Origin of the sequence: Nocardiopsis flavescens (assembly GCF_900141985.1) — a bacterium.
GTDB classification, from domain to species: Bacteria; Actinomycetota; Actinomycetes; order Streptosporangiales; family Streptosporangiaceae; genus Nocardiopsis; species Nocardiopsis flavescens.
In genome coordinates, this window is sequence record NZ_FQZK01000014.1 from 15,656 (window position 1) to 28,430 (window position 12,775).

At 74.5% G+C, this 12,775-nt stretch carries 7 protein-coding genes; 6 read left to right on the forward strand and 1 reads right to left on the reverse strand.

From position 1 onward, the window contains the following. Positions 1–38: 38 nt before the first annotated feature. The 4 genes from BUE45_RS21040 (at position 39) to BUE45_RS21055 (ending at position 10,437) form a co-directional block, all read left to right on the forward strand. Positions 39–5,522: an ATP-binding protein gene (locus tag BUE45_RS21040; protein ID WP_073381107.1), complete on the forward strand. Its 5,484-nt coding sequence runs from the start codon at positions 39–41 to the stop codon at positions 5,520–5,522. Between the two features lie 413 nt (positions 5,523–5,935). Further along, positions 5,936–6,676 carry an alpha/beta fold hydrolase gene (locus tag BUE45_RS21045; RefSeq protein WP_073381108.1) on the forward strand — a complete coding sequence of 247 codons (741 nt, stop codon included), beginning with the start codon at positions 5,936–5,938 and terminating at the stop codon, positions 6,674–6,676. A 157-nt stretch (positions 6,677–6,833) separates the two neighbouring features. After that, entirely contained in the window at positions 6,834–7,682 is an 849-nt protein-coding gene (locus BUE45_RS21050; RefSeq protein WP_073381211.1) for a helix-turn-helix domain-containing protein, read from the forward strand. Positions 7,683–8,001: 319 nt separating this feature from the next. Continuing rightward, on the forward strand, positions 8,002–10,437 hold the full coding sequence (locus BUE45_RS21055; protein ID WP_073381109.1) for a M14 family metallopeptidase: 2,436 nt from the start codon (positions 8,002–8,004) through the stop codon (positions 10,435–10,437). Between the two features lie 54 nt (positions 10,438–10,491). Here the strand turns inward: BUE45_RS21055 and BUE45_RS21060 are convergent, their stop codons facing one another. Beyond that, positions 10,492–10,896, reverse strand: coding sequence for a VOC family protein (locus tag BUE45_RS21060; RefSeq protein ID WP_073381110.1), 405 nt, complete (start codon positions 10,894–10,896; stop codon positions 10,492–10,494). Positions 10,897–11,427: 531 nt separating this feature from the next. Between BUE45_RS21060 and BUE45_RS21065 the strand changes: the two genes are divergently transcribed. Beyond that, on the forward strand, positions 11,428–11,991 hold the full coding sequence (locus BUE45_RS21065; protein ID WP_073381111.1) for a helix-turn-helix domain-containing protein: 564 nt from the start codon (positions 11,428–11,430) through the stop codon (positions 11,989–11,991). Between the two features lie 268 nt (positions 11,992–12,259). Beyond that, complete coding sequence (locus BUE45_RS21070) at positions 12,260–12,526, forward strand: hypothetical protein (protein WP_143173434.1); 267 nt, start codon at positions 12,260–12,262, stop codon at positions 12,524–12,526. Positions 12,527–12,775 lie beyond the last annotated feature (249 nt).

Below are 12,775 nucleotides of genomic sequence, written 5' to 3' on the forward strand. Positions count from 1 at the left end.
GTCGCCTTCTGTCGTCAAACAATCGGGGAGGTCGGCCGGTGTTCGGTCGTGTCGCCATCGTCAACCGTGGAGAGGCCGCGATGCGGCTCATCCACGCCGTCCGGGAACTCTCCGCCGAAACGGGGGCCCGGATCGAAACGGTCGCCCTCTACACCGACGCCGACCGCAACGCCACCTTCGTGCGCGAGGCGGACATCGCCCACTCCCTGGGCCCGGCCGCCGCCCGCCCCTACCTCGACCACGCCGTCCTGGAGCGCGCCCTGGTCGAGACCGGCGCCGACGCCGCCTGGGTGGGCTGGGGCTTCGTCGCCGAGGACCCCGCCTTCGCCGAGCTGTGCGAGAAGATCGGCGTCACCTTCATCGGCCCCAGCGGGGACGCGATGCGCCGCCTGGGCGACAAGATCGGCGCCAAGCTGATCGCCGAGGAGGTCGGCGTCCCGGTCGCGCCGTGGAGCCGCGGCGAGGTCGCCACCCTGGAGGACGCGCTGCGCGCGGGCGAGGAGATCGGCTACCCGCTGATGCTCAAGGCCACCGCGGGCGGCGGCGGGCGCGGCATCCGCATGGTGTCCTCCGGCGAGGAGCTGGCCGAGGCCTACGAGCGCACCGGCCAGGAGGCGCTGCGCGCCTTCGGCTCCGGCGTCGTCTTCCTGGAGCGCTTGGTCACCGGCGCCCGCCACGTCGAGGTCCAGGTCATCGCCGACGGCCAGGGCACCGCCTGGGCGCTGGGCGTGCGCGACTGCTCCGTGCAGCGCCGCAACCAGAAGATCATCGAGGAGTCCTCCTCCCCCGTCCTGGACGCCGACCAGGTCGCCGACCTCAAGTCCTCCGCCGAGCGCCTCGCCGTGGCCGTCGGCTACCGCGGCGCCTGCACCGTGGAGTTCCTCTACCACCCCGGGGAGAGGCTGTTCGCGTTCCTGGAGGTCAACACCCGCCTCCAGGTGGAGCACCCCATCACCGAGGTCACCACCGACACCGACCTCGTCCGGCTCCAGCTGCACGTGGCCTCCGGCGGCCGCCTGGAGGGCCCCCAGCCCCGCGAGGAGGGCCACGCCGTCGAGGCCCGCCTCAACGCCGAGGACCCCGACCGCGACTTCGCCCCCTCCCCCGGCCGCATCACCCACCTGCGCTTCCCCGTCGGCCCCGGCATCCGCGTCGACACCGGCGTGCGCGAGGGCGACGAGATCCCCGCGGACTTCGACTCGATGATCGCCAAGGTCATCGCCTACGGCAGCGACCGCGAGCAGGCGCTGGCCCGGCTGCGCCGCGCGATGGCCGAGACCACCGTCGTCATCGAGGGCGGGGCCACCAACAAGGGCTTCGTGCTCGAACTCCTGGAGCAGCCCGAGGTCGTCCAGGCGACCGCCGATACCGGCTGGATCGACCGCGTGCGCGCCCAGGGCCGGCTGGTCGACCACCGGCACTCCGCGGTGGCGCTGGCCGCGGCGGCCATCGGCGCCTACCTGGACGCCGAGGAGGTGAGCCGCCGCCGCCTGCTGTCCACCGCGCACGGCGGACGCCCGCAGGTGCAGCACGACCCGGGCCGCCCGCTGGACCTCAAGCTCCGCGGGGTCGGCTACCGGGTGCACGTCGCCCGGACCGGCCCGGACCGCTTCCGCGTCGGCGTCTCCGGCGGCGGCGAGGTCCACCCCGCCGACGTCTCGGTCGAGCGGTTCGACGCCTACAGCGGCCGGATCACGGTCAACGGCCACCGCTACCGGATGGTCTCGGCCGTGCACGGCCCGGTCCACCTGGTGGAGATCGACGGCGTCACCCACCGGATCAGCCTCGACGAGGGCGGCGTGGTCCGCTCCCCCGCCCCCGCCCTGGTGGTCGCCACCCCGCTGGCGGTCGGCGACGAGGTCGAGGCGGGCGCCCCGATCCTGGTCCTGGAGAGCATGAAGATGGAGACGGTGCTGCGCGCGCCGTTCCGCGCCCGCGTCCGCGAGTGCCCGGTGTCCGTGGGCGGCCAGGTCGAGACCGGCGCCCCGCTGATGCGCCTGGAGCCGCTGGCCGACGAGGGCGCCGACGCCGAGCAGGAGACCGCCGCCGCCGTCGAGATCGACCTGCCCGCCGAGGCGGCGGCCCCCACCGCCGCGCAGCGGGCCGAGCGCGGTCTGCGGGACCTGCGCGCCGCGCTGCTGGGCTACGACTTCGACCGCGCCGCGGTCGACCGGGTGCTGGCGGACTACCTGTCGGCGCGCGCCGAGCTGGGCGACCGCCCCTCCGAGGGCGAGCTGGAGCTGGTCGCGCTGTTCTCCGACCTGTCCGAGCTGAGCCGCAACCGGCCCGCCGGGGCGTCGGACGCCGAGCAGGACGCCCAGGTGCACAGCCCCCGCGAGCTCTTCCACGGGTACCTCCAGAGCCTGGACGCGGAGCGCTCCGGGATCACCCCGGCCTTCCGGGCCCGGCTCTCCGACGTCCTGGCCCGCTACGGCGTGACCGACCTGGACCGCACCCCCGAGCTGGAGGACGCGGTCTTCCGGATCTTCCTCGCCCAGCAGCGGATGGGCCTGCACGTGGAGGCCGTGTCCGGGCTGCTGCGCGCCTGGCTGTCCGGGTTCATGCCCGCCCAGTCCCTGGCCGAGCGCACCGGGCTCGCCCTGGAGCAGCTGGTGGCCGCCACCCAGGTACGCTTCCCCGCCGTGTCCGACCTGGCCCGCGGCGCCGTGTTCCGCTGGTTCACCCAGCCGCTGCTGCGCCGCAACCGCGCCAGGGTGTACGCGGCGGTCCGCGACGACCTGCGCCACCTGGACCACAACCCCGACGCGCCGGACCGCGCCGAGCGCATCCAGGCCATGGTCGCCGGCTCCGAGCCGCTGGTCCGGCTCATCGGGCAGCGGATCGGGCGGCCCGGCCGCGACCACGCTCCGCTGCTGGAGGTGCTGACCCGCCGCTACTACGGCAACCGCGGCCTGTCCGCGGTCGCCGTCGGGGACGTGGCGGGCTGCCGCACGGTCACCGCCGACCACGCCGACGCCCGGGGCACCTCCCGGCTGTTCACGACGGCGGTGGACATCTCCGCCCTGCCCGCGGCGCTGGACGCCGTCGCCGCCGCCGCGGACGGCGCGCCCGGGCGCGGGCTGGTCGCCGACCTCTACATCCGCTGGGAGGACCAGCCGGACGCGGACGCCATGGCGGTGCGCCTGGGCGAGCTGCTGTCCGCCCGGGAGCTCCCGGGGGCCGTGCGCCGGATCACCACCACCGTGGCCGGCGCCGGCGGCACCGTGATGCACCACCACTTCACGTTCCGCCCCTCCGCGGGCGGCCCGGTCGAGGACCGGCTCATCCGCGGCCTGCACCCGCAGCTGGCCCGGCGGCTCCAGCTCCAGCGGCTCCAGGAGTTCGACCTCACCCGGCTGCCCTCCGCCGACGAGGAGATCTACCTGTTCCGGGCCCAGGCCCGCAGCAACCCGGCCGACGAGCGGCTCATCGCCCTCAGCCAGGTCCGCGACCTCACCCCGCTGCGCGACTCCGAGGGCAGGCTCATCGCGCTGCCCGCCGTGGAGGACACCCTCAGCGGCTGCCTGGAGGCCATCCGGAACGTCCAGGCCCGGCGTCCGCACAACAAGCGGTTCGACACCAACCGCATCCTCATGTACGTCTGGCCCTCGAACGAGCTCAACGTCGAGGAGCTCGACACCCTGGTGCAGCGCATCCTGCCCACCACCGAGGGCGCGGGGCTGGAGGAGGTCCAGTTCGTGGCCCGCCAGCGCAACGCCGGGGGCGAGCTGACCGAGGTCGCCGTGCGGATCACCCTCGACCCCGCCCAGGGTCCGCGGGTCCACATCGACCGGCCCTCGACGGAGCCGGTCCCGGTCCTGGACGACTACCGCCAGAAGGTGCTGCGCGCGGCCCGCCGCGGCACCGTCTACCCCTACGAGCTGACCGGCATGCTCGCCGGGCCCGAGGGCTCGTTCGTGGAGCACGACCTCGACGGGAACGGCGCCCTGGTCCCGGTGGACCGCCCCCGGGGCGGCAACACCGCTGCGCTGGTGGCCGGCGTCGTCAGCACGCCGACCGCGCTGCACCCGCAGGGCGTCACCCGGGTGGTGCTGTTCGGCGACCCGACCAAGGCCCTGGGCGCCCTGTCGGAGCCCGAGTGCTCGCGGGTGATCGCCGCCCTGGACCTGGCCGAGCGGATGGGCGTACCGCTGGAGTGGTTCGCCCTGTCCGCGGGCGCGCGGATCTCCATGTCCTCCGGCACCGAGAACATGGACTGGGTGGCGGCCGCGCTCCGGCGCATCGTCGAGTTCACCCAGGCCGGGCACGAGGTCAACATCGTGGTCGCGGGCATCAACGTCGGCGCGCAGCCGTACTGGAACGCCGAGGCGACGATGCTCATGCACACCAAGGGCATCCTGGTGATGACGCCGGACTCGGCGATGGTGCTCACCGGCAAGCAGTCCCTGGACTTCTCCGGAGGCGTCTCCGCCGAGGACAACTTCGGCATCGGCGGCCACGACCGGGTGATGGGCCCCAACGGCCAGGCCCAGTACTGGGCACCCGACCTGGGCGCCGCCCGCGACGTGCTGATGGCGCACTACGACCACACCTACGTCGCCGCGGGCGAGGACTCCCCCCGCCGGGCGCGGACCGGGGACCCCGTCGACCGCGACGTGTCCGACTACCCGCACCGCGTCGAGGGCAGCGACTTCGCCACCGTCGGCGAGATCTTCTCCTCCGAGCACAACCCGGACCGCAAGAAGCCCTTCGACATCCGCACGGTGATGCGCGCCCTGTCCGACCTGGACCACCCGGCGCTGGAGCGCTGGGCGGGCATGGCCGACGCCGACACGGCGGTGGTGCAGGACGTGCACCTGGGCGGACACCCGGTCTGCCTGGTGGGCGTCGAGTCGCGGGCGGTGCCGCGGCGCGGCTTCCCGCCCGCGGACGGCCCGGACACCTACACCGCCGGCACCCTGTTCCCCAAGTCGTCCAAGAAGGTGGCCCGCGCGATCAACACGGCGTCGGGCAACCGGCCGCTGGTGGTGCTGGCGAACCTGTCCGGGTTCGACGGCTCCCCGGAGTCGATGCGCGCGCTCCAGCTGGAGTACGGCGCGGAGATCGGCCGGGCGATCGTCAACTTCGACGGCCCGATCGTGTTCTGCGTGGTCTCCCGGTACCACGGCGGCGCGTTCGTGGTGTTCTCCAAGGCGCTCAACCCGAACATGACGGTGCTGGCCCTGGAGGGCTCGTTCGCGTCGGTGCTGGGCGGCGCCCCGGCGGCGGCCGTGGTGTTCTCCGGCGAGGTGGACAACCGCACGGCGCGCGACCCGCGCGTGGTGGAGCTGCAGAACCGGGTGGCCGAGACCAGCGGCGCCGAGCGGGCCGAACTCAACACCCGCCTGGCCGAGGTCCGCTCCTCCGTGCGGGCCGAGAAGCTGGGCGAGGTCGCCGCGGAGTTCGACCGGGTGCACAGCATCCAGCGCGCGGTCGAGGTCGGGTCGGTGGACGCCATCATCGGCGCCGCCGAGCTGCGGCCGCGGATCATCGAGGCCATCGAGCACGGCCTCAAGCGCTGACCCGCGCCGGTGAGGGGCCCGGGGCCGTGCGTCGCACGGCGCCGGGCCCCTCCCGCGTCCGGGGAGGGCGCTTCGAGCGGCGGTCGGGGCGCCCCGGCGCGCCGGGGAGGCCGCGACCGCCGTGTCGCCGACCGGGCGGGAACCGGCCCGCCCGCGAGCGCGGTTCCCGGAGCGGGGGCCGGACACCCGGTGTGAACAAGGAGACCGTGTCCGGGCGGGCCCGCCGGGCCGGGGCGCCGCGCGTCCGGGGGCGGCCCGGCAGCGCCGGGCGGACGCGGAACCGGGGGATCTCCGCACGGAACCGCCGGATCCCCGCGCGGGGGCGCCGTTCCGGTGCCCCGCCGGCACGGCCGGGGCCAGAATGCGTCGGAGGCGCCGGGACCGCCGGCGCCCGGGCGGAGGGAGGCTTGGCAGTGCACGTCAGGACGTTCGGGCCGCACGGGGCCCCGGCGGTGCTGCTCCTGCACGGCGGCGGCGTCGCCGGATGGATGTGGGAACCGCTGCGGGATCGGCTCGGGGACGGGTTCCGGCTCGTCGTCCCCGACCTCCCCGGCCACGACCACGGCTCCGGCGGGCCCTACCTCTCGCACGCGGACACCGCGCGGGAGCTGGCCGGCCTGCTGGAGGCGGAGCGGGCGGACGGCACCGCGACGGTCCTCGGCTTCTCCCTCGGCGCCCAGCTCGCGGTGCTGCTGGCCGCGGCGCGGCCCGACCTCGTCGGGCGCGCCGTGGTGGTGAGCGCGCAGGCGGTGCCCACCCCGCTGCCCTCGCTGACCGTGGCGCTGGTCGGCGCCGCGGCGGGGCTCGCGCGCAGCCCGCGGTTCGCCCGGCTCCAGGCCCGGGAGCTGTTCGTGCCGGAGCACCTGGTGGCGGACTACCTCCGCACCTCGGCGGGGATCTCCCGGCGGACCCTCACCACCGTCGTCGGCGAGAACATCCGCTTCACCCCGCCCACGGGGTGGGCGCGGTTCCCCGGGCGGGCCGACGTCCTGGTCGGCGCCCGCGAGCGCGCGGTCATGGCGGCCTCCGCCCGCGCGCTCCACGCGGCCCTGCCCGGCAGCACCCTGACGGTCGTCGAGGGGTGCGGTCACGGCATCCCCCTCCAGCGGCCCGACCTGCTCGCCGCACTGCTGCGGGAGCGGACCGGGCCCTGAGCGCCCCGCGGCGGGCCGCGCCTATGCTCGTCCCGTGCGGCACGGTGAGCGGGGAACACGGGACGGGCGGCCCGGGCGCGGCCCGTCCGGCGGCGGGCCGCCGCGGGCGGCGGCCCCGGAGAGCGCGCCGGCACCGGTGTCCGTCGAGGCCGGGACCATGACCGCGCCGGTGCGGCCGACCGCCTCGGAACGGATCACCCTCGCCTTCGTGCGCTCGGGCGCGGCCGTGCTCCTGGGCGGGTTCGGGGAGCGGCGGGTGGAGCGGGGCGGCGTCGTCATGCTGGGCGCGCACACCCTGTGCGGCTGGGAGCCGGACCCCGCAGTCGAGGTCGTGACCGTGGCCCTGGACCGCGACTTCGTGCTGGACCAGCTGTACTGGCAGCACCGCCCGTGGCTGGGCGGCCGGGAGGAGGCGCACGACATCCTCGACGCGGTCTACGTCCGCCCCGCGCGGGTGCTCACCCTGGACGCGGCGACGGCCGCGCTGGTCTTCCCGCCGCTGGAGGAGCTGGCCGGGCTGGGCGCCGGGGAGCCGGCCCCCTCCCGCTTCTACCGTGCGCAGGCGCTCCTCTTCACCGTGCTGGACCTGGTGCGCCCCTTCGTCGGGGCCGCGTCGTTCGCCCCGCGGGGGCGGGGGCGCCGGTCCCGGGTCGCGGGCCCGCCGCCGGGGCACCTGGCGTCGCTGCGGACGGAGGCGCGCGGCGCCGCGGCCCTGCTCAGGCAGGACCCGGCCGAGCCCTGGACGCTGGACGGCCTGGCCCGGCGGGTGCACCTGTCCCCGTCCCAGCTCGGGCGGGTGTTCGCGGACGCGTTCGGCTGCGGACCGATGGCGTACCTGGCCACGGTCCGCACCGAGCGCATGGCGCACCTGCTGCGGACGACGGACGACCCCGTCGCCGTGACGGCGCGGCTCGCGGGCTGGTCCGACCCCGACCACGCGCGCCGCGTCTTCCGGCGGAGCCTGGGGGTCACCCCGACGCGGTACCGCGCGGGCGCCCGCCGCTGACCCGACACCCGGCGGCCCTTCTTTCACATTTCCCGCTCTACCGTCCTTGACGCGGCCGCCGCACCGGGGCAGCCTCTGACCCACAGCCAGATTCGGGTGCGCGACGGCGGCCGCGCCGTCCACCCCGGCGCCTCCCCCCCATCCCCCTTCCCCGACACCCGCAGTCCCCCCGTCACCGAGTGAGCCCCCCGGTGTGAGTGCTGCCCGTGGTCCCGCGGCCGGTCCGAGCGTGCCCGTCCGCCCCGCCCGAACGGCGGCGGCGCCCCTGCCGCGGACGGCGGGCCACCCGCCCGCCCCGCGCCGAGTGAGAAGGACCGGGATGGGATACGTGACATGGAGCGGACCGCGGCGTGCGCGCCGCGCCGGAACCGCGGCGGGGGCGGCGCTCGCGCTGCTGCTGCCGGCCGCGGTGCCCGCGGCGGCCGAGCCCGCGGCGGCGGTGCCCGACCTCGACGGGCCGTCGGTGGTGGAGGTCCTCCTGGAGGACCGCGACGCACTCGACCGGCTCGTGGACCTGGGCGGCGACATCGCCCGGCTGGACCCGGCGGACGGCGACGGGTTCGTGGCGCAAGCGGTGGTCTCCCCCTTCGACCTGGAGGCCTACGGCGACGCCGGGTTCACCTTCGGCGAGGTGCTCTACACCGAGGCCGACGCCGAGGAGCGCATCGAGGAGCGCGAGGAGGCCATCGCGCGGCTCCGGGCCGAGAACGGGCCCCACGACACGGCGCGGACGCTGGCCGGCACCGACGGGCTGGAGGTCCTGCGCGCGGACTACTTCGAGGGCCGCAACGGCGCGTTCCTGTCCGTGGAGGTCCGCTCGGACTTCGGGCAGGCCGAGAACTTCCAGCTGACCGTGGAGCGCGACGCCGGCCCCGGAACGGAGATCGGCGACGGGGGCGCGCAGAGCCTGGGCCGCTTCGTGGACGTGGGCGTGTACATGTACCACCGGGGCCAGGCCCCCGTGCAGGAGCGGCCCGAGCGCATCCGGGTGACGAGCCCGCACGGCGGCACCGCCGTGGCGGAGGTCACCGAGTGGCTGCCCGACCCCCGCGGCCCCGGGGACCCGCTGCCCTACACCGACTTCCTCAACGCGTACATGACGCCGGGCGAGCTGTACGACCGGATCCACCAGATCGCCCAGGAGTACCCGGACATCGCCGAGGTGATCGAGCTGCCGCACCGCACCAACGGCTACCGGCGCCACGCCCAGGCGATCCTGGGCGTGGGGGTGGACGGCCGGAACGCGGACCGCGGGGTGGTCGTGGAGTCCCTCGCGTACGGGCACGAGGGCGGCAACGACATCGTCGTGGACCTCCTCGACCCGGGCGCCCCCGACTCCGCGCTGTCGGTGGACGTGGCGGGCGGCACCGTCGCCGTCTCCCTGGCCACCGACGGCGGCGGCGCGGTCACCACGACCGCGGCGGAGGCGGTGGCCGCGGTCAACGCCGGGGCCGGCGACCTGGTCCGGGCGTTCACGTACCGGGGCGATGCCGGGAACGGCGTGGTGCTGCCCGAGCGGGTGCGGGCCGACGACTTCCTCGACGCCCCCGACGACGTGTCCCGCGAGCCGGCACCGGTCTACGCGCTGCGCATCGGCGCCACCCGGGACGGCTCCAAGACCGGCGTGCTGGGCTACGCCCAGGAGCACGCCCGGGAGTGGCAGACGCCGCTGGTGACCATCGAGACCGCCGAGCGCCTGGTGCGCAACTACGGCATCCACGACACCACCACCGAGCTGGTGGACGAACTGGACATCTTCCTGATGCCCTCGTTCAACCCCGACGGCGCGAACTACTCGTTCCACGACGTGCCGCTGCACCGCAAGAACATGACCAACTACTGCCCCGACGACGGCCCCCGCGACCAGTGGGCCGTGGAGCAGGGCGCGCAGTGGGGCGTGGACAACAACCGCAACTACGGCGCCTACACGCTGTGGGACGGCTACTCCGGCGCCTCCTTCAGCTGCACGGGCGGCTCCTTCGCCGGACCCGAGGAGCTGGGCCCGCTGTCGCAGCCGGAGAACCGGAACCTGGTGTGGCTGGTCGACACCCACGACAACATCGGCTTCTCCATGAACATCCACTCCTCGGGCGACTACTTCATGTGGTCCCCGGGCGCGTACATCGCCCAGGGGCGGGTCCCCACCCCCCGGCCCACCGCCATGCAGGAGGCCTACTTCTGGCAGTCGTCGGCGAGCATCCTCGGCGCGATCAAGGAGCACCGCGGCACCGTGGTGACCCCGGCCCGCACCGGCCCGATCATCGACGTGCTGTACTCCGCGGCGGGCAACTCCGGCGACCACCTCTGGTACGAGAACGGCATCTTCGCCTGGAACTTCGAGCTCGGCCAGGCGGGGTTCCAGCCGCCGTGGGACGAGGCGCACGCCCAGGGCATGGAGTACGCCAACGGCCTGTACACGATGCTGGAGGTGGCCCTGGAGCACCAGCGGGACCGGTACAGGCCGCGCTCGGCCGCCTCCCCGCGCGCGGGGGCGCACCCCGGCCCGGTGGAGGTCGCCTTCGAGGCCAACGAGCCCGCCGAGATCTACTACACGCTGGACGGCAGCCGGCCGGACTTCGACTCCCCCAGGCTGGAGGCGTCGGGCGTGCGCAGTGCGCTGGAGACCCTGACCATCGAGGAGACGACGACCGTCCACTGGTTCGCGGTGGACGTCGCGGGCAACGTCGAGGGGGGCTACGACCCCGACGGCGGCGCCCGCAACCACCGCCGCGGCACCTGGACCGTCACCGGCTGACCGGGGCGGCCGGCGGGGCGGCCCGGGGGACGCGGTCCCCCGGGCCGCTCCCGGTCAGGCGAAGTCGGCCTCCGTCATCCCGGCGGGGTGGCCGGGCGGCCACCGCACCGGCTCGATGCGGTGGCCGTCGGGGCCGGTGACCCGCGCCGTGCGCGTCCCCGGCCCGGAGTCCACCGGGGGCCCGGCCGCCACGCCCCCCGCGGCGAGGCGGGCGACCAGGGCGTCGAGGTCGTCCGCCTGGACGACGGGGTGGTTCACCGCCCCGGTGTCCCGGACCGGCCGGCCGGGGTCGTGCACGGGTTCGAGGCTCACGAACGGGCCGTCGGGCAGCCGCAGCACGGTCGGGCTCCCGAACCGGGTCCGCGGCACGCGCCCGACCTCCAGGTACCCGAGCGCGGCGTAGAACGCGAGCGAGCTCTCCAGGCCGGTGACCCGCAGCCCCGGGTGCGGCATCCGCATGCCCGGCAGCCTGTGCCCGCCACGGCCGCACCCGCCGCCCCGGGCGACCCGCGAGCCGAAGCCCCGCCTTGCGCACAAGGGCCCCGCCGACCCGCACGGCTCCCTGGAGTGGAGAAGTCACCCCCGGCAGACGGCCCGCAACACCCCCGCGAGCGCGTTCCCGCACGAGCCGGTTCGCACGAGAGCGCGGTGGTAGCCCGCGGCACCACTCACCGAACGCAAGAGGACCACTGAGAAGACGGGCACGGCAGAACGCCTCACGCGCCACGAGGCCGAGGAGCCGAGTGCCGCCTACCAGGCAGTCCCGAGCGTCTACAAGCCGGGTGAACACTTCGACGTCGACCGCCGAACGGTGAGTGCCCTCCTCAAGCGCCACCGTGTGCCGATGCGCTGGAACCTCCGGTCCGCGAAGCGGATCCGGTGTCGTCCACCAGGTTTCCGGTCTGTGCCCGAGCAGCGGCTCTCTGCCGGTTCCCCCTGCCCTGACGGCGCCAGGAGGTTACACTTATTACAGTTAATCAGGAGGGTGAGATGGCCACAGCACTGAACAGAGTGGTGGAGGAGATCGCTCCGCCGACGTCGGAAGAGCAGAGGGAAGCCACCCGGGCAGCCGTCAGCCGCATCCTCAGCGACACGGCACAGGTGGCGCTGAGGCTCCCCGGTGGAGCGGAGTACCACCTCGACGCGGAAGAACTGCGGGCCCTCCTGGCGATCGGCCTCGCCAGGGCGAACGGCCAACGCGTCTCCGTCATCAGCCACGACGTGATGCTCAGCCCGCAGCAGGCGGCCGAGCTGCTCGGCGTGTCCCGGCCCATGGTGTACCGCTTCATCGAGCGCGGCGACCTGGCCGCGACACGTGTGGGCACGCACTGGCGGCTGCTGACCGCGGACGTGCTCGCGTTGGCGGAGCATCGAACGCGACTCGCCGAAAGTGTAGAAACCGGGCTCGACCACGTCGCCCGGACGATGGATTCCTCCGACAGGGGTACCGCGGCCGAGGACGGCGCAAAGGAGAGCCGGCGGGCCGCCACTCCCGAGCAGAAGAAAGCGTCCCTGGAGCGGGTACGCCGCAAGGCGAGAAGCCGGCGCAAGTGAACGACGGAGGTTCCCTGCTCGGTGTCGTCCTGGACGCCAACGTCTACATCGACGCCGTCAGCGGTGACAACCTGACGGTTCTCGGTGATCCGCTGGAGTTCGACGGCACACCCTCACTTCCTCCCCGCCGGGTGCACCGAGCCTGCACGTCCTCGGAGTCATACGCGACGGAGGGATCCTGGGGCGCGGCTATTCCTTGGAGGTCAGTGAGCACATCCTCGCCATGGTCGACCACAGGCTGATCGAGACAGGGTGGAGGGAATCGGATGTGGACACCTACATCGATCTCATCTGCGACCTGGCTGAGCTGTCCGGAGGCGGCTACTACAGCGACGTTCCACAGACGCAATATGACTGTGAAGACCCCGAGGACAATCTGATCCTCGATCTGGCCGCATTCACCGATGCATCTCTGATCGTCAGCAACGACAGTGACCTGCTCGTCCTGGGGCGCCCGAAGGGGTGGAAGGGGCGGGGCATCATCTCTCCCGCCGACTTCACCAAGCGAGCAGAGGCCGCGATGCGCTACAGGTGAGGCCGTCGCGCCAGAGCAATCACGCGTTTCCTCCAGAAGAGACGACAAGACGACCCCGCGAGGCGGCCGAAGGCCGCCGAACAGGGTCGTCCGAGAATGGAGTGGACCCTGGGCAACCCAACGACAACCCCCGGGGCGAAGCCCCGCGTTGTAAGAGATCGCTCCGCCCACCCCGCCGATCAGCGCGACCCCGACCACAGGGGGGGTACCTCGGGGGGTTCGGGGGGTCTCCCCCCGGCAGGAATGACG

Coding starts and splice junctions, on each gene's coding strand:
- BUE45_RS21055 (WP_073381109.1), top strand. CDS start 8,002: ATGGGATACGTGACATGGAGCGGACCGCGGCGTGCGCGCCGCGCCGGA.
- BUE45_RS21050 (WP_073381211.1), top strand. CDS start 6,834: ATGACCGCGCCGGTGCGGCCGACCGCCTCGGAACGGATCACCCTCGCC.
- BUE45_RS21065 (WP_073381111.1), top strand. CDS start 11,428: ATGGCCACAGCACTGAACAGAGTGGTGGAGGAGATCGCTCCGCCGACG.
- BUE45_RS21060 (WP_073381110.1), bottom strand. CDS start 10,896: ATGCGGATGCCGCACCCGGGGCTGCGGGTCACCGGCCTGGAGAGCTCG.